Source organism: Pseudomonas sp. GW821-FHT09E12 (assembly GCF_059416085.1).
Genome location: NZ_JBWKOM010000009.1, coordinates 233,010 through 257,063 on the forward strand (window position 1 = coordinate 233,010; position 24,054 = coordinate 257,063).

Here is a 24,054-nt window from a genome sequence, read left to right on the forward strand (position 1 = left end):
GAGTGAGGCATGCGTAGATCCAACCAAGGTTTTACCCTGATCGAAATCATGATCGTGATTGCGATCATCGGGCTCGTCGTCACCCTGAGCTTGCCCAGCATCACCGAGTACGTGAAGAAAACCCATCGCACGCAAATCGCCGGCCTGCTGTCGGAACAGGCGCAGAGTCTCGAGCGGTTTCATTCCAAGGGCGGTGTCTACAGCAACGCTCCGGGCCTCAGCGCCGGCAACGATGACTACAGCATCACGCCAGTCCTGGCCGACCAGAGCTTTACCCTGACCGCGACGCCGAAAACCGAGAGCATGATGGCCGGCGACAAGTGCGGCGAGTTCACCCTTAGCCACACCGGTGCCATGGGCAACAACAATATGGCCGACGGGGTGACCAGCAAGGATTGCTGGGGTCGCTGAACATCCTTCTCGGGCGCCGGCGGCGCCCGGTGTTTTCATTTCCTGGACTGGACTATGGCAAAGCAACAGCAAGTGGTGATTGTCGGCGGTGGAGTGATCGGCCTGCTGACCGCGTTCAACCTGGCGTCCGCCGGGCAGCAGGTGGTGTTGCTCGAACGCTCGAATGTCGGCCAGGAATCTTCCTGGGCTGGCGGCGGGATCGTCTCGCCGCTGTACCCCTGGCGCTACAGCCCGGCGGTCACCGCGTTGGCGCATTGGTCGCAGGACTTTTATCCACAACTGGCCGAACGCCTGTTCGCCACCACCGGTGTCGATCCCGAAGTGCACACCACCGGCCTGTACTGGCTGGACCTCGACGACGAGGCCGAAGCGCTGGCCTGGGCGCGGCGCGAACAGCGGCCATTGAGCGCTGTGGATATCTCGGCGGCCCATGACGCGGTGCCGGTGCTGGGTGGCGGTTTTTCGCGGGCGATCTACATGGCCGACGTGGCCAACGTGCGCAACCCGCGCCTGGTCAAATCGCTGAAGGCCGCTCTGTCGGCCCTGCCGACGGTGACCCTTCACGAGCAGTGCGAAGTCAGCGGGTTTATCCGCGAAGGGGAGCGGGTGCTCGGGGTGCAGACCTCCCTGGGCGAAATCCGTGGCGATCAGGTGGTGCTGGCGGCAGGGGCCTGGAGCGGCGAATTGCTCAAGAGCCTGGGTCTGGCGTTGCCGGTGGAGCCGGTCAAAGGCCAGATGATCCTCTACAAGTGCGCGTCGGATTTTCTTTCCTGCATGGTCCTGGCCAAGGGGCGTTACGCGATTCCCCGGCGCGACGGTCACATCTTGATCGGCAGTACCCTGGAGCACGAAGGCTTCGACAAGACCCCGACCTCGTCTGCCCTGGAAAGCCTGAAGGCTTCGGCCATCGAGTTGATTCCGGCGCTGGCGCAGGCCGAGGTGGTGGGCCATTGGGCGGGGTTGCGCCCAGGTTCGCCCGAGGGCATTCCCTATATTGGCCCGGTGCCCGGGTTGGCGGGGCTGTGGTTGAACTGCGGGCACTACCGCAACGGTTTGGTCCTGGCGCCAGCGTCCTGCCAGCTGTTCGCCGATCTGATGCTGGGCCGGGAGCCGATCATCGACCCGGCGCCTTATGCGCCCAGTGGGCGAATTTAATCCAGGCCGAGTTTCTTCAACCGGTAGCGCATCGAACGAAACGACAGGCTCAAGCGCTGGGCCGCCGCCGTGCGGTTCCAGCGGGTGTGCTCCAGAGCCTGGAGGATCAGCCGGCGCTCGACCTCTTGCAGATGTTTCTCAAGATTGATCACCTGTGCCGGGCCGGGCGTGATGGCTGGGTGGGCGCCGTTTGGCGTCAGGCGCAGGTCACGTGCTTCGATCCGCCGGTTCTCGCACAGGGTGTGCGCCCGTTCGAGCAGGTTCTCCAGTTCGCGCACGTTACCGGGAAAGTCGTAGCCCTGGAGTGCCAGCAACGCGCCTGGCTGAAGCCGTGCCAGTTGTTGGTCGTTGCCCTGCGCCAGGCGCTCGAGGATGGCGGTGGTCAAGGGTTCGATATCAGCCTTGCGCGCCCGTAGCGGTGGCACCGGCAACTCGATCACGTTCAGGCGGTAGTAGAGATCCTGGCGAAAGCGCCCGGCATGCACTTCCGCCTGCAGCGCCTTGTGAGTGGCGCAGAGAATGCGCACATCGACCTGGACTTCCTGCTGTTCGCCGACGCAACGTATCGCCTTCTCCTGCAGTGCGCGGAGCAATTTGACCTGCATCGCCAGCGGCAGATCGGCCACCTCATCGAGAAACAGCGTGCCGCCGTGCGCCGCCTGGAATAGGCCGGGCTTGTCTTCGATAGCGCCGCTGAAGCTGCCTTTGCGATGGCCGAAAAACTCGCTCTCCATCAGTTCCGGTGGGATGGCTCCGCAATTGACCGGCACGAAGGCGTGGCTGGCTCGAGGACCCTGGTCGTGGATTGCGCGGGCGACCAGTTCCTTGCCGCTTCCGGACTCTCCGCTGATATAGACCGAGGCCTGGCTCCGGGCCAGTTTGCCGATTTGTCCGCGCAGCTTGTGCATGGCGGCCGAATCGCCGAGCAATGGACCGGTGGCAGGGGGCGGGGGTGTCGATCCGGGCAGGGCACCATTCAGCAGCTCGCGCAAGCGCGCCAGGGCCACGGGTTTGCTCAGGAAGTCGATGGCGCCGGCCTTCAGGGCGTGGATCGCGGTTTCCTGGCGGGCGCAGGTGCTGAGTATTGCCAGCGGCATTCGCAGCTGGCGGCACTGGATATGCTCGAGTAACTCCAGCCCCGTGCCGTCGGGTAAATGCAGGTCGCTCAGGCACAGGTCGAAGCCTTCCCGGGCCAGCCAGTGACGCGCTTCGCCCAGGGTGCGGGCGCTGCGGGTATGGCGTTGCATCCGGCCGAGGCTGATTTCCAGATATTCGCGAATGCCTGGATCGTCATCGACGATCAAGACTTTTTGTCGTGGGCTCATGCCGCTTACTGCTTCATCCGTGAGCGAAAGAGGTGCGAGAGCACCCGCCATCCTGGCGTGTCGTGAAGTCTAGGCAGGCTTGAGGTCGTTGGCCCGCTCAAGGCCGGGCGGTGCGGGGCCGTTTGGTCGGATTCAAGATGACGTGCAGGGTAATAGCCCCGATTTGCCGAGGGTTGCCGGCCGGAAGCGAGGTGAGGAGGGGCGGTGGCTTTTTTGTAGCGAATTATTCAGCGGTGCAAACAACGTGCTTTTGACGTCATATGCACCGCTGCGGTCGAGGTTCAGCGATCGCGGGAGATCGGACCTTGCTCCAGGTGCGCCTGGCTGCAATACCACTGTTGCTCGAGGCTCAGCGCCCGGTCGCGGGGCAGGTGCACGCCGCAGTGGGCACAACGCACCATGGGCGTGGTGCTGGGTTCGCGGGGCGCAGCGGTGCCGGAGGCGGGCTGCTTGAATTTGCGCCAGAGCCATACCGCAGCGGCAATCAGGGCGATCCAGAACAGTAGACGAAGCATGGTAGCCAGCTATGTGAGTGAGGAACCGGCAGTTTAGCCAAGGTCATGCCGGGCGCACAGTGCAATCAGCGCTGAAATCCACGGACAAAAAAAGGGAGACTCGAAAGTCTCCCTTTTTTGTGACCGCGGCGGTGTCAGTCGAACACGCCGAAGGTCATGTAGCTGAACCACGAGCGGTCGCTGTTGTTGCCTTCGGCTTCATGCTGTTCTTCTTCGACAGCGTCGCCATTGGCGTCTTTAGGCTTGAGCTCGGCCGGAATCGCGTCCTTGGCATCCTGGTATTGCTTCATCACGTCCTGGTTGGCGCGGGTTTCTCCCGGCGGCAGCGGTGGACGGGACTCGATCAGGCCCAGGGTGGCCTTGCTCAGCCAGGAGCGGTTGTCCGCCTCGGCGACCCGTGGCACGAACTGGCCGTCGACCAGAGTCGGGTGATCGGGGTAGTTGAGCTTCAGGGTTTCCAGGCTGGTGGCGGCCAGTTCGTCCAGGTGCAGACGCTGGTAAGCCTCGGTCATCACCGCCAGGCCATCGGCCACCGATGGGGTTTCCTGGAAGTTTTCCACCACGTAGCGACCACGGTTGGCGGCGGCCACATAGGCCTGACGGGTCAGGTAGTAGTCGGCCACGTGGATTTCGTAGGAGGCCAGCAGGTTGCGCAGGTAGATCATGCGCTGCTTGGCGTCCGGCGCGTAGCGGCTGTTCGGGAAACGGCTGGTGAGCTGGGCGAACTCGTTGTAGGAGTCGCGCGCGGCACCCGGATCACGCTTGGTCATGTCCAGCGGCAGGAAGCGCGCCAGCAGGCCGACGTCCTGGTCGAAGGAGGTCAGGCCCTTGAGGTAGTAGGCGTAGTCCACGTTCGGGTGTTGTGGGTGCAGGCGGATGAAACGCTCGGCGGCGGACTTGGCGGCCTCCGGCTCGGCGTTCTTGTAGTTGGCATAGATCAGTTCGAGTTGTGCCTGATCCGCGTAGCGGCCGAACGGATAACGCGACTCCAGGGCCTTGAGCTTGGCGGTGGCGCTGGTATAGCTGTTGTTGTCCAGGTCGGTCTGCGCCTGCTGGTACAGCTCGACCTCGCTCAGGTTTTCGTCAACGACTTCCTTCGATGAGCAAGCAGCGGTCAGTGCGAGGATGGCGATCAGCAGCAGGTGTTTCACTTGCATGGCGGCTTGCGTCCCTATGACGGCCGCTGTCTTGGGCGGGGCCGTCCTGTTATGATGAGCGCCCCGTTGAAAAAGCCTCGGGGCAAAAGACGCCGTATTTAACCACAAGCGCGCAGCCGAAACCAAAGGCTGTGCCGACGCCTAGTCTGAGCATGTCCGATAAAATTGAACTTCGCGCAGAGGTGCCGTCCGAACTGGGCGGCCAACGCCTCGATCAAGTCGCCGCCCAATTATTCGCTGAGCACTCGCGCTCGCGCCTTTCCGCCTGGATCAAAGACGGCCGCCTGACTGTGGATGGAGCGGTTATCCGCCCGCGAGACATCGTCCATGGCGGCGCGGTTCTTGAGCTGACCGCCGAGCAGGAAGCTCAGGGAGAATGGATCGCTCAGGACATCGAACTGGATATCGTCTATGAAGACGACGACATCCTGGTGATCAACAAGCCTGCCGGCCTGGTGGTCCACCCCGCCGCCGGTCACGCCGATGGCACGTTGCTCAATGCCCTGCTGCACCATGTCCCGGACATCATCAACGTGCCGCGCGCCGGCATCGTCCATCGCCTGGACAAGGACACCACCGGTCTGATGGTGGTGGCCAAGACCATCCAGGCGCAGACCCAGCTGGTTGCCCAGTTGCAGAGCCGCAGCGTCAGCCGCATCTATGAATGCATCGTGATCGGCGTGGTCACCGCCGGTGGCAAGATCAACGCCCCGATCGGCCGGCATGGTCAGCAACGCCAGCGCATGGCGGTGATGGAAGGCGGCAAGCCGGCCGTCAGCCACTACCGCGTGCTGGAGCGTTTCCGTTCCCACACCCATGTCCGGGTGAAACTGGAAACCGGGCGGACCCACCAGATCCGTGTGCACATGGCCCATATCAACTACCCGTTGGTCGGCGATCCGGCCTACGGTGGCCGTTTCCGCATTCCGCCCGCCGCGAACCCGACCATGGTCGAATCCCTCAAGCACTTCCCGCGTCAGGCGCTGCATGCGCGGTTCCTTGAGCTGGATCATCCGACCACCGGCGAGCGCATGAGCTGGGAATCGCCGCTGCCGGAAGATTTCGTCTGGCTGCTGACCCTGCTCAAGCAGGATCGCGAGGCTTTCGTCGGATGAGTGACTGGCTGATTCCTGACTGGCCCGCGCCGGCCGGGGTCAAAGCCTGCGTCACCACCCGTGCGGGTGGCGTCAGCCTGGCGCCGTTCGACAGCCTCAACCTGGGCGATCATGTCGATGACAACCCAGAGGCGGTGGCCGAAAACCGCCGTCGCCTGACCGATCGTTTCTCTATAAAGCCAGCCTGGCTGAAACAGGTTCACGGTATTGATGTGGTCGAGGCGGATCCGTCCGTTGTCGCCACCGCCGATGCCAGCTGGACCGCCACGCCCGGCATTGCCTGTAGTGCCATGACCGCCGATTGCCTGCCAGCGCTGTTCTGCGACCGCGCCGGTACTCGGGTGGCGGCGGCCCATGCCGGTTGGCGTGGGCTGGCGGCCGGGGTGCTGGAAGCGACGCTCGATAGCCTGAAAGTCGCGCCAGAGGATGTATTGGTCTGGCTGGGGCCGGCCATTGGTCCGCAAGCCTTCGAGGTCGGACCGGAAGTGCGTGACGCTTTCGTCCGGCACTTACCACAGACCGAACAGGCCTTTGTACCGAGCCACAACCCCGGCAAGCTCATGGCTGATATCTATACGCTGGCCCGCCTGCGCCTGGCGGCATGCGGCGTCACCGCCGTGTATGGCGGCGGTTTCTGCACCGTGAGCGATCCGCGTTTCTATTCCTACCGCCGCAGCCTGCGCACCGGGCGCTTCGCTTCCCTGATCTGGCTGGAACGCTAGACTCTTCTGACCTGTGTCAAGCTCGCAAGGCTTGAATCTTCCAGAATCGACCGCATCTACAGGGGTATCTGGCAGGTTTCTCTATTTAGGTGTGTCCATCGCTCCGACCTGCTCAAAAGGAAGGTGACTAATGCGTATAGACCGATTAACCAGCAAGCTTCAGCTGGCGTTATCCGATTCTCAATCCCTGGCGGTTGGCCTCGACCATCCGGCCATCGAGCCGGCGCACTTGATGCAGGCGCTGCTCGAACAGCAGGGCGGTTCGATCAAGCCGCTGCTGATGCAAGTGGGCTTCGACGTGAACAGCCTGCGCAAGGAACTGAGCAAAGAGCTCGACCACTTGCCAAAAATCCAGAACCCCACCGGCGACGTGAACATGTCGCAGGATCTGGCGCGCCTGCTGAACCAGGCCGATCGCCTGGCGCAACAGAAAGGCGACCAGTTCATCTCCAGCGAACTGGTGCTGCTGGCGGCCATGGACGAAAACAGCAAGCTCGGCAAATTGCTGCTGGGCCAGGGCGTCAGCAAAAAAGCGCTGGAAAACGCCATTAATAACCTGCGAGGCGGCGAGGCGGTGAATGACGCCAACGTCGAGGAGTCGCGTCAGGCCCTGGATAAATACACCGTCGACCTGACCAAGCGCGCCGAAGACGGCAAGCTCGACCCGGTGATCGGCCGTGACGACGAAATCCGCCGGACCATCCAGGTGCTGCAACGTCGGACCAAGAACAACCCGGTGCTGATCGGTGAGCCTGGCGTGGGTAAAACCGCGATTGCCGAAGGCCTGGCTCAACGCATCATCAATGGCGAAGTGCCGGACGGCCTGAAAGGCAAGCGCCTGCTGTCCCTGGACATGGGCGCGCTGATCGCTGGCGCCAAGTACCGCGGTGAATTCGAAGAGCGCCTGAAATCCCTGCTCAACGAGCTGTCCAAGCAGGAAGGGCAGATCATTCTGTTCATCGACGAACTGCACACCATGGTCGGTGCCGGTAAGGGTGAAGGTTCGATGGATGCGGGCAACATGCTCAAGCCGGCCCTGGCTCGGGGTGAGCTGCATTGTGTCGGCGCCACCACGCTCAACGAGTACCGCCAATATATAGAGAAGGACGCGGCCCTCGAGCGGCGCTTCCAGAAAGTCCTGGTGGATGAGCCGAGCGAAGAAGACACCATCGCCATCCTGCGTGGCCTGAAAGAGCGTTATGAGGTGCACCACAAGGTGGCGATCACCGACGGCGCGATCATCGCCGCAGCCAAGCTCAGCCATCGCTACATCACCGACCGGCAGTTGCCGGACAAGGCGATCGACCTGATCGACGAAGCCGCCAGCCGTATCCGCATGGAGATCGACTCCAAGCCGGAAGTGCTGGACCGCCTGGAACGGCGCCTGATTCAACTGAAGGTCGAATCCCAGGCCCTGAAGAAAGAAGACGACGAAGCGGCGATCAAGCGCCTGGAGAAACTCCAGGAGGAAATCACCCGCCTGGAGCGCGAATACGCCGATCTGGAAGAAGTCTGGACCTCGGAGAAAGCTGAAGTGCAGGGTTCGGCGCAGATCCAGCAGAAGATCGAGCAGTCCCGCCAGGAGCTGGAAGCCGCGCGCCGCAAAGGCGACCTGAACCGCATGGCCGAGTTGCAGTACGGGGTGATCCCGGACCTGGAGCGCAGCCTGCAGATGGTCGACCAGCATGGCCAAAGCGAGAACCAGCTGTTGCGCAGCAAGGTGACCGAAGAGGAAATCGCCGAAGTCGTGTCCAAGTGGACCGGTATTCCGGTGTCGAAGATGCTCGAAGGCGAGCGCGACAAGCTGCTGAAGATGGAAAGCCTGCTGCACCAGCGTGTCATTGGCCAGGACGAAGCCGTGGTGGCGGTCGCCAACGCAGTGCGGCGTTCTCGCGCCGGGTTGTCCGATCCGAACCGGCCGAGTGGTTCGTTCATGTTCCTCGGCCCGACCGGTGTGGGTAAGACCGAGTTGTGCAAGGCGCTGGCCGAATTCCTTTTCGATACCGAAGAGGCGATGGTACGGATCGATATGTCCGAGTTCATGGAGAAACACTCCGTGGCTCGCTTGATCGGTGCGCCTCCAGGCTACGTCGGCTACGAGGAGGGCGGTTACCTGACCGAGGCGGTGCGGCGCAAGCCTTATTCGGTGATCCTGCTGGACGAGGTCGAGAAGGCCCATCCGGACGTGTTCAACATCCTGCTGCAAGTGCTGGAAGACGGCCGCCTGACGGACAGCCACGGGCGTACCGTGGACTTCCGTAATACGGTGATCGTTATGACCTCCAACCTGGGCTCGGCGCAGATCCAGGAGCTGGTGGGGGATCGCGAAGCACAGCGGGCGGCGGTGATGGATGCGGTGTCGAGCCATTTCCGTCCGGAGTTCATCAACCGGATCGACGAAGTGGTGATCTTCGAGCCATTGGCCCGGGATCAGATCGCCGGCATCACCGAGATCCAGTTGGGGCGCCTGCGCGGCCGCCTGGCCGAGCGCGAGCTCAAGCTGGAGCTGAGTGGCGAGGCCTTGGACAAACTGATTGCCGTGGGCTACGACCCGGTCTATGGCGCGCGTCCGCTGAAACGGGCGATTCAGCGCTGGATCGAGAACCCATTGGCGCAGTTGATTCTGTCCGGCAGTTTTCTGCCGGGAGCCACTGTGACGGCCAAGGTGGAAAACGACGAAATCGTCTTCGCCTGAGCCCGATAGGGCGTCGTTGTAAAGGAGGCCTCGCATTGCGAGGCCTTTTTTTGCATAGGGCGTTGAACTGTAAGGCAAAGGCTTGTAAAGTGCGCCCCGCAGTACGTCACCCCAAGGCTTTTTCCTCCCTGAGGAAAAAACTGAAATAAGTTGCAAATCATTGTCTTGAAAGCAATTTAGGGGGTTGACAGAGGTTTTTAAGATTGTAGAATAGCGCGCCTCAGAGACATGAACGTAGCGATACGGACCAGGTCGACGAGGGGGCTTCTAGAAATAAAAGCCTGCTGTAAAGGTTGTAAATTGAAATGTTCAGTTCCGTGATAGCTCAGTCGGTAGAGCAAATGACTGTTAATCATTGGGTCCCAGGTTCGAGTCCTGGTCACGGAGCCAATTTCAAGCCGGGGTATAGCGCAGTCCGGTAGCGCGCCTGCTTTGGGAGCAGGATGTCAGGAGTTCGAATCCCCTTACCCCGACCATATTTGGGTCGTTAGCTCAGTTGGTAGAGCAGTTGGCTTTTAACCAATTGGTCGTAGGTTCGAATCCCACACGACCCACCATTTTTGAAACCAGTTCGCTGGAATCGAATCTTAAGATCAGACGCCAAAAGCTCTGTTCGCAGAAGGCGCCTTTAAAAGGTGCCTTTTTTTTACCGGGGTATAGCGCAGTCCGGTAGCGCGCCTGCTTTGGGAGCAGGATGTCAGGAGTTCGAATCCCCTTACCCCGACCATATTAAAAATCCTCGTATCGACAGATACGGGGATTTTTTTTGCCCGGAATTTGACACGCGGTGCTTGCCGGCGAATGCGACGCACAAAAAAAGCCCCGATCATTCGGGGCTTTTGTATGGGGTGGCCCATGCTGGCTGAGTCCGGTCAGTTGTAGTCGAGTACGTAAGTCATCGTTGCATCTGCCTTGCCGGCCTTTATTTCGCCGCCACTCGGCGTATAGCGAGCGGACCCCGCGAAGCGGTAGACCTCGGCATCGGTTTCGCTGTGCTGCCAGTCCAGGCTGACCGCGCCGGGCTTGTTGAAGGGGAGTTTGGTGCCCTTGTCGTTTTTCAGCTCGATAGCCACGCCTTGGGCAACACTGGTCTGCCCAGCTCCTGTCAGATTCAGCATGCCTGGGCCTGTCGAGTTGCCTTCGAAATAAATCTTCAGCGGAACCGGCTTTTCAGGCCGCATACCGCGGCAGCGAATATCGAGGGCGAAGGGTTTTTCCGGTGCGGCGCCAGACTTGATGTTGGAAATCGGGACCTTGCCCATTTGTACGTTCATGGAGGGCTCCCGGGCCTCGCAACTGCTGAAGTAGAAGTTGTTCTCCAGGTTGGTGAATCCTGAGGATGTGTAAGTCACTGTGCTCGGGGTCAGGCCAGTATTCGGAGGGATAATGAAGTTGATTGTAAAGTTGGTTGGCACCTTGCCTGAGCCAACTGCGATTTCCGTGCGGACGTATTCGACATGAATGTAAGTAGGCAGGTGGACGCTATAACCTTGTCCAGTAAATGTGTGTTGGGAAGGCAGGGGGTACCTTAAACTCCTGTCCCCCCCCCACGTGTCTTGAAGCGATGATGCGCATACCGATGCCCGCCACGCCGGTTTTGTACACATCGGGGATGGCGGAGGGTTCGAGGCCGTTTTCAAAGGTTATGTTCATGATCTCGTTGCTGCTACAAGTAATCCCTCCTTGGACAGGGATCTGCTGGGAGTAACTTGCGAGTATTTCGCCGACTGGGACCCGCTTGACGGTCAGGCTGGATGGAACATTCACCTGGTTATATGACGCGCCAGGAGGGCCAGAAATGCTGCCCCATAGGCACCATGAGAGCGCTGGCTCGGCCAGCACCAGGGCAAGCAGGCCAATGGGAAGAGTGATCAGTTTGTGCATATGTCCGCTCTGGTTTGAAAGGGTGTGGGTCACAAGACTCGGCAAAGGCCGTCCACGCGTTCGTAAGCCAGCTCCTTGTTTGTTGGGGGGAGCTTGTAGTCCACCATGCAGCTGCCTTCGGCCCAGCGAATCTCCAGCCGGCCCTGGTCGGGAACGCCAAAGACCAGCAGGCGCGACAGGTTGTCGACCATGCCCAGGGGCTTGCCTTGTTCGTCGTAGCCTTGGGCGCCGAAGGGGATTGGATCGCCCTTGTCCGCGCGCAGGACGAATTGCAGGCGACGACCGGTTTGTGCGGTATAGGTGGCCTTGACGATGGCGCCACGGGTTGGCACCAGCACCTTGGAGGTTTCGTTGATCTCGGTGTCGGTCCCCAGGGTCTGGGTATCCAGGTTCAGCCAGTTGTAGCGATAAGGCTGCATATAGGGCACCACCGCGTAACCCTTGCCATTGGTGCGTACGGCGTTCCAACCGGATACCCCGACGCCGTCGACGTCCGGAACTTCCAGCAAACCGAAAGTCTCGCCAAGCGGCTGGCCGAGGGTAACGCCGCCGCTGTGCACCACCAGCGAGCCAGACGCACCCAGGTCGATATGCTTGTCGTCACGCCCCTGGTTATAGCCACCACGCAGCTTGGCGACGGGGGTATCCCAGTCCAGGCTGGCGCCGGCGGTGCTGCCATTTCTCTTGCTGTGGCCGGCCTGCGCCGAGTAGCTGAGGGTTGCCTGGTCGTCCAGGTAGCCGGACACGTTCGACTGCAGCGAGGAATCACCTTTGCTCGAGCTGATGGCGTTGCTGGAGAGGCGGTGAGAACTACCCCGGCCTCCCAGCGGCATGCTGATACTGGCGGTGAGTTGCGTATCCGAACCACCGTTCATGGGATCGCTCTGGGTGCGTGATACCGCCAGGTTGTAGCTGACGCTGGCAATGCTGCTGCCATAACCAAATTGCCAGTTGCGCGTACGGCCCTGCTGATTCCAGTAGTTGGTTTCATCCATGCTGAGGTACAGCGAGCCTCGCTGTGACAGGCTCTGGTTCACCCGGAGGTTGATTCGGCTCTTTTGTGCGCTGAAGCCGGCACGGTCCTGATACATGAGGTCGTCCACATGCTGGCCGAAGCTGCGATAGCCTTCGGTGGAGTAGCGATAGCCGGCCATGGTGAAGGTGGTATTGGTGGCGTTCAGCGTCTTGGAGTACAGGAAGCGCGCACTGTGACCTTTGTTTGTCTTGCCGTTCTGGGTCTTCGATTCACTGCTGGTGACGTCGAAGGAAATACCGCCGATGCTGGAGTTCACGCCCGCGCCAAGGTTGACGGCGCGATAGTCTTGCGCGAGCAGCGCACCGCCATAACCGGTGAGGTTGTCGGTCACACCGTAGACGGCCGTGCCCTGGGTGAACGACGGCGACGGCTGGTCGGCGGAGCGATATTCACCGGCGGTGACGCTGTAGCGAAGGTTGCCGCGCCGGGTCATGACCGGCTGGTAGGCATAGGACTGCTGATATTCGCGTACCCGGCCATCCGCTTCGATGATCTTGATCTGCAGGTCGCCGTTGGAGCCGCTGGGATAGATGTCGGTGAACTCGAAGGCGCCAGGCGGCACCGACGCGGAATAGATCACGTAGCCGTTTTGCCGTACTTCTACGGTGGCATTGGTTTCAGCGATGCCACGGATCACGGGTGCGTAGCCGATCTCGTTGTCGGGCAGCATGCCGAGGTCCGAAGCGATCTGTGCACCGCGAAAACGCACGCTGTCGAAGATCTCGCCAGGGGTGTACAGCTCGCCGAGGGAAAACTTGCCTTTCAGGCGCTGGACGTCGCGCTCCAGATAGTTGCGGTTGCTCTTGAATTCGCTTTTTGTGCCGGTTCCGCCGGTCAGCGCGGATTCGTTGCGAAAGCGCCAGCCGGCGATATTGAAGCCGTTGCGCAGGTTCAGGTTGTGGTAATCGCTTTTCGTTCCCCGGTTGGTGTTGCGGTTGAAGTTGGCCTGGTAGTCGCTGTAGAAGGCCGTGATGCCTTCGTCCCAAACCGAGGGGTCGACGTAACCGCGGGAATAGCGCTGGACGTATGCCTGCGGAATGCTGAACTGCAATGCCAGGTTGGTGGCGTCGAAGTCCACCGCGGCGCCGGCGATCTGGGCGCTGACATCGAACGGCTGCTCATCCTTGGTGTCCGCGGCGATGAGTCCATCCTGCTGGGCTTTGCCCGCGTTGAGGCCGAGCTCTTTGAGCAGCCCGAGCGAGATGACGGGCTTGACCTGCCCGGAGGCGTCGGCGGCGAAGGTGATCTCCTGGCGCTTGATCAGTACATTGTTCAGGTAAAGGTCGACGCTGTAGGCGCCAGGCGGAACTGCACTGCCTTTCTCAAAATACTTGAGGTCTACCGGAGCACCCCCCATTTTCAGAAAGGAGTCGGCGAACTCGGCTTCTGCGGCGGACAGCTTCGAGGTCAGCCCCAGTGCCACGAGGCAGGTCGCGCACGCCCGCCGGGCGATCCTGAAACTGAGCTCTCTCTGAAAAATGGGCATGCGAAATCCTTTCGATCATGCATCGGATGCCCGAAGCACTGACCTGATTAAAAAGTCGGATTAGGTAAGGCGGTGCGCTCTAGCGAGCGACACGAGTGATGGCTGTGTTTCCGTTAGTTGGAAAGTTTGCTGGTGACTCGGTCCAGTCCGCCGTAATCGTTGATGCTGTCGAATTCCACTGTTGTGGTTCCGGCCCTCATGCCAGTCGAGCCTTTGATCGCGACGGTGCGTGTTGCTCCTGGTGCCAGCATTTCTGCGGTGGCGGTGCCCGTGTCCTTGCCATTGCGCAGCGTCACAGTGCTACCAGAAAAGGACACGTGGTACGCAGAAGGATTGCTCACGGAAAGCATGGTTTTGCCGTTTTGTTCCACCAGCTTCCATTGCAGGCTCTTGGCTGCATTTGCCGCAGTGTCCGGCAGATTGGCCGGGCGGTAGAACAGCTTCACTCGCTGGCGTATGGCAATTTGCAGGGTGTTCTCGTCCTTGGCTTTTTGCGGAATCTCCTGCACGGCCAACCAGAACACGGATTCCTTGTCGGTCGGCAGCCCCTGGCCTTGATAGAGGATGCGCAGGACCTGTTGCTTGTTGCCTCCCAGGCGAACCAGGGGAGGGGTAATGGCGAACGGTACGTCGGTCACGGGCCCGTTGGTGTCTGGCTCGACCCAGGACTGGACCATGATGTCATTCGAGCCTTGGTTCCTGACGACGACGGACGTTTCCTTGGCTGGCGCAGCAAAGACGACGCGAGTGCCATCCAGCGTAATGCCGGCACTGGCCATCGACGCAAAAAGCGTCATGACGCTGGCGAGTGCAAGACGTGTCAATAGTGAGGTTTTCATAGCGGCTCCAGGTCGGAGGGAGGGGCGCAGACCCCTCCCTTTGGCGCGGGTTACTCGTAAGTCAAGGTAAACGGCAGGGTGCCGTTTGCAGGACCTGCTTTGACCGGTTCACCGTTCGCCACATAACCTGCACGCATGTTCAGCTTGGCGGTGTACGTGGTGACATCACCGTCTTTGAGTGGCACCAAGTCTCCCTTGATGGTCTCGTTCGCGCCGAGGTTCACCAGCTTGCTGCTGCCGTCGTAAAGACCGATAGCCACACCCTCTGCGCCCCCTGTGACTTTCAGCAGCGAGCCGTTCTTGCTGTCGATGCCGGAGCCGCTGCTCGGGTCGAACTGCAGCTTGACGGACTTCAGGCCCTCTGCGGTGCCGCCGCAATCCAGATTCAGGTTGATGCTCTGACCGCCGACGATGCTGCCTCCTGCAGTGCCAGAGAGCGAGTCGGTGCTGACTTTGCCGAGGTTGACATCGATGTTCTGGTTGCCCTTGCTACCACCAACGTTGGTGCCGGAACCAGCGTCGATTTTGCAGGAGGCGGCGATAATGTCACCGGTGAAGTTGATGGTGCCATCTGCTGCGAGAGCGGAAGTGCTGACCGCGCCAGCGATAGCCATGGAGACGATGCTTTTGAGAAGTTTGGACATTTCATGTACCTGCTAAAGTTGGAGGTGCAATCTTGTATCTTCACTTTGGTCGTTACAATAAGACCATTCTTAAAGTATTGAATGCTCTATGGGTTTGAATGGCGGCTGATACTTTTTTGCCTGATATGATTTCAATAAGAAGATTCTTAAAATTTGATCGGGTGGCATGAAGTTGTCGGAATACCTGTCGGCAGCTAAACGGGACGATCGCCGCCAAAGTCTTCGATCTTTGTATATAAGCAACTGTTTTGCAGGGGCTAATCCTCAGGGGTAGCAGGTTGGAGTCGAAGGATTAAGCGTGCAGGGCAAACTATCAATGCAACTAGATAGAGCATGAGTGGCGTCTTGAATACTATCGGGTCAGCTATCTATATGCCGCAGTAAGAGGTGGCGCGGAGGCCGGAGTATGTATTCGGTACGCCCGGGGGATAGCAACTTTTTGATGTGGGGGTTAAGTCCGGTGGCTCTTCTATTTTAGAATTAAGATTAATCTTAAAGTTGCGCGGAAAGTTGGAAATAGAGTGCAGGAAGTCTCTAGGCACTTCGATCTTTAACAGTCTGCCTGTTTGCCTGAGTCCGTGTTGAACAGGGCGCAAAAAAATGCCCCGATCGCTCGGGGCACTCTTGTCTTGGTCTACAGGCTCAGATTCAGTGCAGCTTGAGGCGTGGCTCGGTGCCGCGGCCGATCCGGCTGCCGAGCATCAGCATGGCGGTACGGAACGGGCCGTAGAGCGCCATCTGGTGCATGCGGTACAGCGACACATAGAACATCCGCGCGAGCCAGCCTTCGAGCATCACGCTGCCGGTCAGGTTGCCCATCAGGTTGCCCACGGCGGAAAAACGCGACAGCGAGATCAGCGAGCCGTAGTCGGTGTATTTGTATTCCGGCAGGGCCTTGCCTTCGATACGCAGTTTCAGCGACTTGGTTAGCAGTGATGCTTGCTGGTGAGCCGCCTGGGCCCGCGGTGGAACGTTGCGATCGGTGCCCGGTTGCGGGCAGGCGGCGCAGTCGCCAAAGGCGAAGATGTTCTCGTCGCGGGTGGTCTGCAGGGTCGGCAAGACCTGCAGCTGGTTGATGCGGTTGGTTTCCAGGCCGTCGATGTCCTTGAGGAAGCCCGGTGCGCGAATCCCGGCGGCCCAGACTTTCAGGCTGGCGGCAATCACCTGGCCATCGGCGGTGATCAGGCTGTCGGCGGTGACTTCGCTGACCGCGGCATTGGTCATGACCTTGACCCCGAGTTTTTCCAGGGTCTTGTGCACCGGGCCGCCGATCCGCTCCGGCAGGGCCGGCAGTACCCGTGGGCCGGCCTCGATCAGGGTGATGTGCATGTTTTCCGGCTTGATCCGGTCCAGGCCGTAGGCCGCCAGTTCATGGGCGGCGTTGTGCAGCTCGGCGGCCAGTTCGACGCCTGTGGCACCGGCACCGACTATGGCCACGCTGATCTGCTCCACGACATCGGTCTGCCCGGCATGGGCGCGCAGATAGTGGTTGAGCAGTTGCTGGTGGAAACGTTCGGCCTGTTTGCGCGTGTCGAGGAACAGGCAGTGCTGGGCGGCGCCCTGGGTGCCGAAGTCGTTGGTGGTACTGCCCACGGCAATCACCAGGCTGTCGTAGCCCAGCTCACGAGCGGGCAGCAGCTCCACGCCGTTTTCGTCGTAGGTGGCGGCCAGCTGGATCTTCTTCTGCTGGCGATCGAGCCCGCTCATGCGGCCCAGCTGGAACTCGAAATGGTTCCATTTGGCTTGGGCGACATAGTTGAGTTCGTCTTCGGAAGAGTTCAGCGAGCCGGCGGCCACTTCATGCAGCAAGGGTTTCCAGATGTGGGTCAGGTTCGCGTCGACCAGCATCACACTGGCGGTACCGCGCTTGCCCAGAGTCTTACCCAGACGGGTAGCCAACTCCAGACCGCCGGCGCCGCCGCCAACGATGACAATACGATGAGTCATGGGGATATCTCGCAAGGCTAAAAGAAATCGGTACGGTTACCCGAGCGAGCGCGATGCAGCTCATAGCGTCAGGTAACTGATAAATCGGCTCAGCAGGCCCAGGCCAATGGTGATGGTCACGACTATCACGAGGAGCATCCACGGCCGGAAGGGCCGGCGCTCGACTCGGTGCTGGGCCAGTTGCAGGTATTCTTCGACATGGCGTTGGTCGTCGGGGTTCAGGCGGCTGGTCATAAAAAGCCTCGTCAGCTAGACGTTGCGAAAAGTATGAAGGTTACAGCGCAGTGCCATCTTGTCGGGCTATGCGGCATGGAACGGAGCATAGCTGCTCGCGGATGCCGGCCTTGTCATCCCGTGAGTGATTGCGCTTTGTAACACTCGCGCGGTGTTTGCGCCATGCCACGAATGGCCTGAAGAGGTCCGGGAAATTCCGCTCCAGGCGGCCTACAGGCTGATACCGACATCGAAGAGGATGCTGCGCCCCAGGTTGCCGCGCAGGAAGTCCGGCGCGTCGGGGTGGGCGAACAGCACGCGGGCGAAGGTCGGCCCGACCAGCGACAACGAGCGCCAGCCCTGGCGCAGGTATTCGGTCGGCGGCGGGAAATGGCTGTTAAGGTCCAGCACTTCGCGCTTGAGGCTGGCGAAGGCGATGATGTCCAGCTCCCCCAGGTCCATGCCGCGTTCCTTGTAGTTGTGGGCTTTTTTGCGCAGGGTCGGGGCCAGCCTGAGCAACAGTTCGTTGGCCGGGATGCGCTTGGGCTTGGCCTCGCGGCGCACCAGTTGGCTAAGGGAGAAGGCACTGCGGCGCCGTTGCAACTCGTCGCGCCATTCGTCGTTGAGGCGGCGGCCTTCGTCCAGCACGAAGAACACCTCGAAACAGGCCTCGCGAAACAGTACGTCCGGCGGCTCCTGCCCGGCGGGCGTGAACTCGTCGGCACGGTAGGGGATGTTCAAGCCTTGCAGCAGGCGTTGGCAGACCCAACGCTCACGCTCCCATTTGCGCGCATTGGACAGGAACGCGTTGGCTTGTTCGGCCTGAATGGTGAGCAGGCGCAAGTAATCTGAGTCATCCATAGTCCAAGCTTAGCGTCCAAACGCTGATCCAAGAAATACACTCTGCCGGGTCGGCGGGGGCTGACTGCACTTATAACGGATAAGTGTGACATCAGGTCAACCCTCTGCCGCTCGTTCAGGCCCGCCAGGGTTTCAGCCAGAGCCCCAAGGCGATCAGCAAGAGCAGCCCGGCCACTGTGCTGAGCCCCAGTTGCAGCCAGACATTCAATAGCGGATGCAACAGCAGCGCCGCGGCACTCAGCAGAACGGCGCTGACTGCCCAGCGCACCGGCCAGTTGATGAGGGTGAGCAATTGCTGGCGCTGCATCAGCAACAGGTTGGTCAGGAGCACACCGCCGAGGGCCGCCAGAGGAATCGCGGTCAGCCCCAGAACCAGCGGCAGGCCCGCCAGCAGCAAGGCGTTGAGCAGGCTGCCGAGCAGCTCGCAATGCAGTGGCGTGCTGGTATCACCGGCGGCATAGGCGTAACGGGCGAGCATGGCGTTCCAGGCGCCGAACACCAGGGACACGGCGAACCAGCCCAGCAGTGCCGGCAGCGGGCCGTCGGCGCTCTGGGCGGGCAGCAGCCAGTGGATCAGCGCCGGGCTGGCGCCCACCAGGCCGAGCGCGGCTGGCAGGCTCAGCAGGGTCGCGGCGTCGAGTCCCCGATGCAGCAGCCCCAGGCGCTGATCGCCGGACTTGCCGCTCATCAAGCCAAGCAGGACCTGGTTCAGGCTCATCAAGGCAATCAGCGGCAGGTTGATCAGCTTGCGCGCCAGGTTGACCCAGGTCACCACGCCTTCGCCCAGGTAGCTGGCGACCAGCCGTTCCACCAGCGCCAGGCCCTGGCTGGCCAGGTTGCTGGTCAACAACGGGCCGAGGCGGCCGAGCAGTTCCCGGCCGGCACCGGCATCCCCGCGGACTTGCCAGGGGCGCCAGCCGGCCTGCCAGACCGCCGGCACCAGCGACAGGCACATCAGCAGGCTGCCGAGAAAAAATGCCAGCGAAAGGCCGGAGCCAAGGCTCGCCTGGCCGTAGAAAAACAGGTAAAGCACCGGTGGCAGGTTGAACAGCAGCGAGCCTAGCCCCGGCAGGACAAAACGCTGCCGGGCGTGCAGCGGGATGCTGAACAGCGCGTGCATGAGCAGGCCGGGGATGCAGGCGGCCAGGCTGCGCAGGTTGGCGGCGGCTTCGGCCTGGGCTTCGCTGTCGAGCCCGGGGCCGATCAGGCGGATCCACAACGGCGCGCTCAAGGCCAGCAGGGCATACAGCCCCAGACCCAGGCCCAGCAGGCGTGGGCACAGGCCGGCCAGCCAGGCGTGCTGGCGCTGGGCGTCGCGCTCCTGATAGAGCGGCAGGGCCGCGGCCGCGAGAATGCCGGCGGCCAGGGTCATGCGCAGGGCTTCGGGAATGAACACCGCGACCAGGAACGCATCGCTGCGGCTGCCCGCGCCCCAGGCCGCCACCAGCAGCCATTCGCGGGCAAAACCGGCGAGCAGCCCGGCGAGGGTCGCCAGGGTCAGTAGCAGGGTGCTGCCGAGCATCAATAGAACAGGGTGAACAGGCCTTTGCCACCCACCTTGTAGTTCAGGTCGTGAGGGCGCTCGCCCATGGGTTTGGCACCGCTGCCGCCGATGATCTTGTAGGGGGGAACGGCCTTGGCCACGAGGGTGTTGGCGGTCACTACGGCCCCGCGACCGATATGCGAGCCATGGGCGAGCAGCGCCCGGGTGGCGATCCAGGCGTAGTCATCGATGTAGATGGGCGCGGACACCGACCAGAACTCGGGGCTCATCGGGTCATGGCCGCCGGCGAGAATCAGCACGTGAGAGGCGATCGTCACATGATCGCCGATGATCAGCCCGGCCCGGGCGTCGATCTGACAATGCCAGGCGATCACGCTGTCATCGCCGATCACCAGGTTCTCCACCCCCAGCACCTCGGTGTTGCGCCAGATGGTCGAGCCCTTGCCGATTTTCGCGCCGCCCAGGCGCAGCCAGGCGATGCGCACGTGATGGCTGGGGATCTTGTTGATCAGGATGTTGTAGGCCTGTTCCCAGGCCCGCAACCAGCGGTCCTTGAGGGTGGCCAGGTTCTTGCCGTAGCGCGGCACCAGGGTGGTGGGGATGTCCTGCTTCAAGCGGCGATACAGGCTTCGGGCCAGGGGATGTTCGATGATCTGTTCGATGTCCACCGAGGAGATGCTGTAGCGCGCCTGCTCGCCGTCGCCCTCGACGAACAGCACGTCGTTGTTCAGCCCCCAGCTGTAGGCCTCGAGCAGTTCATCGTGGCTGACACCCAGCTCCGAGGCCAGGGCAGGCAGGCGTTCCGGCAGATCCGCAGAATGGAAAATACGGTGTTTCATGCTTGGCGATCCTTGGGGTTGATGAGGGGGAGGGTGATGGCCGGGCGTAACCGGACCTGTTGCAGGCTCATGCCCATCAACAGCCAGAACAGACCGATCAACACGAAAGTGAAGCTGAAGTAGTGGTCGAACAGACCCGTCAGCAACGCCGCCAGCAGGCCGGAAATGCAGCCCAGCCAGAGCGCGTTGTCGGCAGTCACCTGACGGATCGGCGCCAGCGGGCGCACTTCGCGCCACCACAACAGGGTGACGGCGATGAACAGCAGCATCCCCGGAATGCCAATCTTATAGATGAAGTTCAGCCACAGGTTGGAGATGCCCGGCAGGTCGGTGCCCGGTACCGGCGGATCGACCTTGAAGCCGATGCCCAGCGGGTAGCGCATCATCGCCTCGGGGAATTTCGCGTACTCGTCGAAACGCACTTCGGTACTGGCGTTGGTCGCCGAGAACATGGTCATCAGGCGTTCCTGCAGCGGCGGATAGAACATCACCAGGGCCACTGCGAAAGCCGCCCCGAGGCCAATGATCCGGCCGCTGTAGGGCACGCGTTTGTAGGTCAGCCAGATCAGCACCAGGGCCAGGGCCAGGATCGCCCCGCGGGAAATACTCAGCAGCAGCCCCGCGCAACCGAGGATCGCCACCGCCAGCCCCAGGGCCCGGCGCGCGCCGGTGCGGGTCCAGCCATAGAGCAGCGCCAGGGGAATGAACAGCACCAGCACGCCGCCCGTGAGGTTGGGGTGAACCCAGGGTGATGCCATGCGCTGGTAGTTGGCGGAGAAGATGTCCTTCACCGCTTCCGGGTGGGCGTACTTGAGGTCGGTGAGGATCGGGATCATCGACATGGCATTGCGCGACTTGATGAACATGCCGATCGACAACAGCAGCATCAGCAGAGTGCCCAGCAGCAGGGCGATCACCAGTTTGTCGCGGTCGGCATCGGTACGCAGCAGCAGCGGCACCATGAACAGCAGCGACAGGTTCATCAGCCAGCGCACCCAGTTCACCGGGCCGTTGCCATCGGCATGAATGATCAGCATGCCCCAGACAAAGGGAATGGCGCTGAACAGCATCAGCCAGACCATGGCCCGCTCGGTGGGGCGCCAGAGCATGAGGTTGCGGGTCTTGCCGATGAACGATTGCCAGAACAGCCCGACCCACGTCAGGCCGAGCACCGCTTCACTGACCGTGGTGCGAATCCCCAGCTGCAGCGTGGTGTAGGGAATGCAGGTGGCCAGCACGGCGAAGATCAGCAGGCCCCACAGCGGCTTGCGGATCAGCGTCAGGGTCACGGCCAGGCCGATCACCACGAAGATGACTTTTGCCGGTGGCAGGGCCCACAACAGGATCCCGAAGATCAACCCCAGGGTCAGGCCAATGAATTTTCCTGGCAGCATCAGTGAAAGAGCCCTGTGAGCAAGGTGTCGAGGCGCTGGCGGTGGGCCGGCTCGGCAAATTGCCGGGCCCAGTCGCGCAGGGTATCCGGATCGGGTCTGGCGCTGTCCTGCGCCTGTTCGATCAGCGCGTTGCGCAGGCTGGCGCGATCGCGGGCATTGAAGCGCCGCGCGCCGGGTGGCGTGACCTCGTCGAGCGCCGACCCCCTGGCCACCGCGACCGGCGTGCCCTGCCACAGCGCTTCGACCACCGGCAGGCCGAAGCCTTCGGCGTAGGAGGGCTGCCACAGGCAGTCGGCATGCCGGTACAGGGCCTGCAACTGCTCGTCGCTGACGCCGTTGACCCAATGCAGGCCGGGCAACTGGCTCAGGTTCGCGGGCAGGTCGCTGGCATGGCCGACCAGGACCAGCTCCGGTACTTGCGGGTTTTCCTGGCGGCAGCGCTGCCACTGCTCGATGAAGAACGGCATGTTCTTGCGCGGCTCCCGTGTCCCGACGGCCAGCCAGTAACGCTCGGGCAGGCCCGTCGGCAGTGGGCCGATGACGCCCTGGAACTCCGGCACCAGGTTGTTCAGCACGCGGAATTTCGGCCGCGCCCAGGGAAACAGCCGGGCCGCTTCGCTGCAGGAAAACCGCGAAGGGCACCAGACCTCATCGGCGACCCAGATCGACCAGGCGATCGACACGGCGTCGATCAGCCGATAGGCCACGGCCTTGAGCTGCGAACGGTGGAAGTTGCGCTGGGTCAACTGGAACAGGTCATGCAGGATCAGCACATAACGGGTGCCTGCCGGTTTGTGGCCGATGGGCAGGCCCATGTTGGCGGTGGCGATATACAGGTCGACCGACTGCTCGCGAATGGTCGCCGGCAAGAATTTGCGTTCGAAGCGCAGGCGCACGCCGGGGCGTTGCACGCCATCGAGGGGGCTCGGCCAGGCCGGACAGAAGGCGGTCTGGCGTTGCTCATGCTCCAGTGGCGCTTCGCTCACCAGCAGCAATTCGGTGTCTTCACGGGCACGCAGGGCCTGTTCCAGAGCCTTGACCTGACGGGCGATGCCCGAGGAGGGAGCGACCGTGGCCGGACGATAATCGAGGGCTACACGCATGCGGGATGCTCCTGTGTGGAGGGCAGAGTCCGGTAGATCTGTTCCAGTTCGTCGCCGGCCACGGTCCAGTCGTGATGCTGGCGGGCATACAGTCGGGCGCCGCCGGCCAGTTGGGCGGCGAGGGTTGGCTCGCGCAACAGGCGAATCACGGCATCGGCCAGGGCCTGGGCATTGTCGCCTGCCAGGTAATGTTCCTCGGGGCGGATGGCCAGGCCCGAGGCGCCTTGCGCGGTGCTGACCAGCGGCAGGCCGGCGGCCATGGCTTCGAGCACCTTGAGCTTGGAGCCGCCACCCTGGCGTAACGGCGCGATGAACAGCGCGCAACGTCGTTGCAGATCGGGCAGGTCCGGCACGAAGCCGACCCACTCGATGCGGCTGTCGGTCCAGCGTTCGGGCCAGTGGGCCGGCAAGGCATACCCGGCCACCGCCAGGCGCGCCTCGGGGCAGTGGCTCCAGACCCGCGGGAAAATCTCGTCGAGCATCCACAGCACAGCGTCCAGGTTCGGCGCGTATTCGTAGTTGCCGACGAACAGCACCCGCTGGCTCTGCGGGTCGGCCGAGACCTCGGCAAAGCTGCGGCTGTCGACGCCGTTGACCACCACCTCGACCGGGGTACGGGTCAGCTGGCGCATGGCTCGGGCGTCGCTTTCGGTCACCGCGACCACCTGGCGGGCCGTGTCGAACGCCTTGCGTTCCCACTGCCGGCAGCGCCATTGGTCGTAGCGCACGAAGAGGCTGGCCCAGGCCGGGAAGCGGTCATAGGTCGCGCCGCCCAGGCTGGATTCGAGGTTGTGCTCGGTGAGCACGAAATCCCGGCCGGCCCGCCGCAGCGGTTGCAGATAGGGTTGCAGGCTGTAGCTGTGCTCGACCTGGATCACATCCCAGGGCTCTTGCAGCAGGCTGTCGAAGCGTTCGCGCAAAGGGCGCGACACACCGTTGACCGTGGTCAGCAGCGGCCACGGCGCGAACAGCCCGGCCAGCAGCGTGACCGGGTGCTTCAGCGGGCGCCGGGGCACCACGATCAGGCGTTCCAGCCAGGGCTCGAGGGCGGAGCGGGTGGCGGCATCGGCCTCGGTCTTCGACTGCACCAGCAAGGTGATGCGGTGACCCCGCTCGCTCAAGGTCCGCAGCAAGTGAAACTGGCGAGTCTTGCCACCGCTGGTCATGGGCCAGGGCAGGTAGGGGAGAATCCAGAGAATCTTCACGTAC

Annotated in this window: 21 protein-coding genes and 4 tRNA genes; 9 read left to right on the forward strand and 16 right to left on the reverse strand. The window is 62.0% G+C overall.

The features are described from left to right. Positions 1-9 precede the first annotated feature (9 nt). Positions 10-411, forward strand: a complete 402-nt coding sequence (locus AC07PQ_RS25170) for a type IV pilin protein (RefSeq protein WP_007924724.1) — start codon at positions 10-12, stop codon at positions 409-411. Between the two features lie 54 nt (positions 412-465). Then, a complete protein-coding gene (thiO, locus tag AC07PQ_RS25175; RefSeq protein WP_493186523.1) occupies positions 466-1,566 on the forward strand; it encodes a glycine oxidase ThiO in 1,101 nt (366 codons plus the stop codon). Here thiO and AC07PQ_RS25180 read toward each other — a convergent pair. The 3 genes from AC07PQ_RS25180 to AC07PQ_RS25190 all read right to left on the reverse strand — a co-directional run bounded on the left by AC07PQ_RS25180 (position 1,563) and on the right by AC07PQ_RS25190 (position 4,563). Beyond that, on the reverse strand, positions 1,563-2,891 hold the full coding sequence (locus AC07PQ_RS25180) for a sigma-54-dependent transcriptional regulator (RefSeq protein WP_493186522.1): 1,329 nt from the start codon (positions 2,889-2,891) through the stop codon (positions 1,563-1,565). The two genes, thiO and AC07PQ_RS25180, sit on opposite strands and share 4 nt — an antisense overlap. A 281-nt stretch (positions 2,892-3,172) precedes the next feature. Then, on the reverse strand, positions 3,173-3,406 hold the full coding sequence (locus tag AC07PQ_RS25185; RefSeq protein ID WP_007924721.1) for a PP0621 family protein: 234 nt from the start codon (positions 3,404-3,406) through the stop codon (positions 3,173-3,175). A 134-nt stretch (positions 3,407-3,540) separates the two neighbouring features. Next, positions 3,541-4,563 carry an outer membrane protein assembly factor BamD gene (locus AC07PQ_RS25190; RefSeq protein ID WP_007924720.1) on the reverse strand — a complete coding sequence of 341 codons (1,023 nt, stop codon included), beginning with the start codon at positions 4,561-4,563 and terminating at the stop codon, positions 3,541-3,543. 152 nt (positions 4,564-4,715) lie between these two features. On the opposite strand from AC07PQ_RS25190, the gene rluD reads away from it, so the two are divergent. From rluD to AC07PQ_RS25225, 7 genes are all read left to right on the forward strand, one after another. Further along, positions 4,716-5,678 (forward strand): 23S rRNA pseudouridine(1911/1915/1917) synthase RluD, encoded by a 963-nt coding sequence (gene rluD / locus AC07PQ_RS25195; protein WP_007924719.1) that lies wholly within the window; start codon positions 4,716-4,718, stop codon positions 5,676-5,678. Beyond that, positions 5,675-6,400 carry a peptidoglycan editing factor PgeF gene (pgeF, locus tag AC07PQ_RS25200; RefSeq protein ID WP_493186521.1) on the forward strand — a complete coding sequence of 242 codons (726 nt, stop codon included), beginning with the start codon at positions 5,675-5,677 and terminating at the stop codon, positions 6,398-6,400. Before rluD ends, pgeF begins: the two co-directional genes overlap by 4 nt. Positions 6,401-6,530: 130 nt before the next feature. After that, positions 6,531-9,095 (forward strand): ATP-dependent chaperone ClpB, encoded by a 2,565-nt coding sequence (gene clpB, locus AC07PQ_RS25205; protein ID WP_493186520.1) that lies wholly within the window; start codon positions 6,531-6,533, stop codon positions 9,093-9,095. 314 nt (positions 9,096-9,409) lie between these two features. Then, positions 9,410-9,485 (forward strand) — tRNA-Asn (locus AC07PQ_RS25210). A gap of 9 nt (positions 9,486-9,494) precedes the next feature. Beyond that, a tRNA-Pro gene (locus tag AC07PQ_RS25215) sits at positions 9,495-9,571 on the forward strand. Between the two features lie 5 nt (positions 9,572-9,576). Then, positions 9,577-9,652 (forward strand) — tRNA-Lys (locus AC07PQ_RS25220). Between the two features lie 93 nt (positions 9,653-9,745). Further along, positions 9,746-9,822: transfer RNA gene (locus AC07PQ_RS25225), tRNA-Pro, on the forward strand. 145 nt (positions 9,823-9,967) lie between these two features. Here the strand turns inward: AC07PQ_RS25225 and AC07PQ_RS25230 are convergent. The 13 genes from AC07PQ_RS25230 to AC07PQ_RS25290 form a co-directional block, all read right to left on the reverse strand. Further along, positions 9,968-10,510 (reverse strand): fimbrial protein, encoded by a 543-nt coding sequence (locus AC07PQ_RS25230; RefSeq protein ID WP_493186741.1) that lies wholly within the window; start codon positions 10,508-10,510, stop codon positions 9,968-9,970. A 67-nt stretch (positions 10,511-10,577) separates the two neighbouring features. After that, the gene (locus tag AC07PQ_RS25235) at positions 10,578-10,979 is read right to left on the reverse strand and encodes a hypothetical protein (RefSeq protein ID WP_493186742.1); all 402 of its coding nucleotides are present in this window, start codon (positions 10,977-10,979) and stop codon (positions 10,578-10,580) included. Positions 10,980-11,008: 29 nt separating this feature from the next. Continuing rightward, on the reverse strand, positions 11,009-13,501 hold the full coding sequence (locus tag AC07PQ_RS25240) for a fimbria/pilus outer membrane usher protein (RefSeq protein ID WP_493186743.1): 2,493 nt from the start codon (positions 13,499-13,501) through the stop codon (positions 11,009-11,011). A gap of 113 nt (positions 13,502-13,614) precedes the next feature. Continuing rightward, on the reverse strand, positions 13,615-14,340 hold the full coding sequence (locus AC07PQ_RS25245; protein ID WP_007924714.1) for a fimbrial biogenesis chaperone: 726 nt from the start codon (positions 14,338-14,340) through the stop codon (positions 13,615-13,617). A 50-nt stretch (positions 14,341-14,390) separates the two neighbouring features. Next, positions 14,391-14,984 carry a fimbrial protein gene (locus AC07PQ_RS25250; protein WP_007924713.1) on the reverse strand — a complete coding sequence of 198 codons (594 nt, stop codon included), beginning with the start codon at positions 14,982-14,984 and terminating at the stop codon, positions 14,391-14,393. 648 nt (positions 14,985-15,632) lie between these two features. Beyond that, positions 15,633-16,931: an NAD(P)/FAD-dependent oxidoreductase gene (locus AC07PQ_RS25255; protein ID WP_087091958.1), complete on the reverse strand. Its 1,299-nt coding sequence runs from the start codon at positions 16,929-16,931 to the stop codon at positions 15,633-15,635. 60 nt (positions 16,932-16,991) lie between these two features. Then, entirely contained in the window at positions 16,992-17,165 is a 174-nt protein-coding gene (locus AC07PQ_RS25260) for a DUF3094 family protein (RefSeq protein WP_007924710.1), read from the reverse strand. 210 nt (positions 17,166-17,375) lie between these two features. Then, the gene (locus tag AC07PQ_RS25265; protein WP_007924708.1) at positions 17,376-18,005 is read right to left on the reverse strand and encodes a DUF1780 domain-containing protein; all 630 of its coding nucleotides are present in this window, start codon (positions 18,003-18,005) and stop codon (positions 17,376-17,378) included. Between the two features lie 115 nt (positions 18,006-18,120). Then, complete coding sequence (locus tag AC07PQ_RS25270; protein ID WP_007924706.1) at positions 18,121-19,527, reverse strand: lipid II flippase MurJ; 1,407 nt, start codon at positions 19,525-19,527, stop codon at positions 18,121-18,123. Next, on the reverse strand, positions 19,527-20,348 hold the full coding sequence (locus AC07PQ_RS25275; protein ID WP_007924704.1) for an acyltransferase: 822 nt from the start codon (positions 20,346-20,348) through the stop codon (positions 19,527-19,529). The genes AC07PQ_RS25270 and AC07PQ_RS25275 overlap by 1 nt, the downstream gene beginning before the upstream one ends. Continuing rightward, the gene (locus AC07PQ_RS25280) at positions 20,345-21,742 is read right to left on the reverse strand and encodes an O-antigen ligase family protein (protein WP_007924702.1); all 1,398 of its coding nucleotides are present in this window, start codon (positions 21,740-21,742) and stop codon (positions 20,345-20,347) included. Before AC07PQ_RS25280 ends, AC07PQ_RS25275 begins: the two co-directional genes overlap by 4 nt. After that, positions 21,742-22,845, reverse strand: coding sequence for a glycosyltransferase family 4 protein (locus AC07PQ_RS25285; RefSeq protein WP_007924700.1), 1,104 nt, complete (start codon positions 22,843-22,845; stop codon positions 21,742-21,744). Before AC07PQ_RS25285 ends, AC07PQ_RS25280 begins: the two co-directional genes overlap by 1 nt. Continuing rightward, entirely contained in the window at positions 22,836-24,050 is a 1,215-nt protein-coding gene (locus AC07PQ_RS25290) for a glycosyltransferase family 4 protein (RefSeq protein ID WP_493186744.1), read from the reverse strand. The genes AC07PQ_RS25285 and AC07PQ_RS25290 overlap by 10 nt, the downstream gene beginning before the upstream one ends. Positions 24,051-24,054 lie beyond the last annotated feature (4 nt).

Excerpts from the sequence above, each read along its gene's own strand:
- AC07PQ_RS25250 (WP_007924713.1), bottom strand. The coding sequence starts at position 14,984 with ATGTCCAAACTTCTCAAAAGCATCGTCTCCATGGCTATCGCTGGCGCG.
- AC07PQ_RS25260 (WP_007924710.1), bottom strand. The coding sequence starts at position 17,165 with ATGACCAGCCGCCTGAACCCCGACGACCAACGCCATGTCGAAGAATAC.
- pgeF (WP_493186521.1), top strand. The coding sequence starts at position 5,675 with ATGAGTGACTGGCTGATTCCTGACTGGCCCGCGCCGGCCGGGGTCAAA.
- clpB (WP_493186520.1), top strand. The coding sequence starts at position 6,531 with ATGCGTATAGACCGATTAACCAGCAAGCTTCAGCTGGCGTTATCCGAT.
- AC07PQ_RS25240 (WP_493186743.1), bottom strand. The coding sequence starts at position 13,501 with ATGCCCATTTTTCAGAGAGAGCTCAGTTTCAGGATCGCCCGGCGGGCG.
- rluD (WP_007924719.1), top strand. The coding sequence starts at position 4,716 with ATGTCCGATAAAATTGAACTTCGCGCAGAGGTGCCGTCCGAACTGGGC.
- AC07PQ_RS25270 (WP_007924706.1), bottom strand. The coding sequence starts at position 19,527 with ATGCTCGGCAGCACCCTGCTACTGACCCTGGCGACCCTCGCCGGGCTG.
- AC07PQ_RS25275 (WP_007924704.1), bottom strand. The coding sequence starts at position 20,348 with ATGAAACACCGTATTTTCCATTCTGCGGATCTGCCGGAACGCCTGCCT.
- AC07PQ_RS25180 (WP_493186522.1), bottom strand. The coding sequence starts at position 2,891 with ATGAGCCCACGACAAAAAGTCTTGATCGTCGATGACGATCCAGGCATT.
- AC07PQ_RS25190 (WP_007924720.1), bottom strand. The coding sequence starts at position 4,563 with ATGCAAGTGAAACACCTGCTGCTGATCGCCATCCTCGCACTGACCGCT.
- AC07PQ_RS25170 (WP_007924724.1), top strand. The coding sequence starts at position 10 with ATGCGTAGATCCAACCAAGGTTTTACCCTGATCGAAATCATGATCGTG.
- AC07PQ_RS25285 (WP_007924700.1), bottom strand. The coding sequence starts at position 22,845 with ATGCGTGTAGCCCTCGATTATCGTCCGGCCACGGTCGCTCCCTCCTCG.
- AC07PQ_RS25280 (WP_007924702.1), bottom strand. The coding sequence starts at position 21,742 with ATGCTGCCAGGAAAATTCATTGGCCTGACCCTGGGGTTGATCTTCGGG.
- AC07PQ_RS25245 (WP_007924714.1), bottom strand. The coding sequence starts at position 14,340 with ATGAAAACCTCACTATTGACACGTCTTGCACTCGCCAGCGTCATGACG.
- AC07PQ_RS25235 (WP_493186742.1), bottom strand. The coding sequence starts at position 10,979 with ATGCACAAACTGATCACTCTTCCCATTGGCCTGCTTGCCCTGGTGCTG.
- AC07PQ_RS25255 (WP_087091958.1), bottom strand. The coding sequence starts at position 16,931 with ATGACTCATCGTATTGTCATCGTTGGCGGCGGCGCCGGCGGTCTGGAG.
- AC07PQ_RS25265 (WP_007924708.1), bottom strand. The coding sequence starts at position 18,005 with ATGGATGACTCAGATTACTTGCGCCTGCTCACCATTCAGGCCGAACAA.
- thiO (WP_493186523.1), top strand. The coding sequence starts at position 466 with ATGGCAAAGCAACAGCAAGTGGTGATTGTCGGCGGTGGAGTGATCGGC.
- AC07PQ_RS25185 (WP_007924721.1), bottom strand. The coding sequence starts at position 3,406 with ATGCTTCGTCTACTGTTCTGGATCGCCCTGATTGCCGCTGCGGTATGG.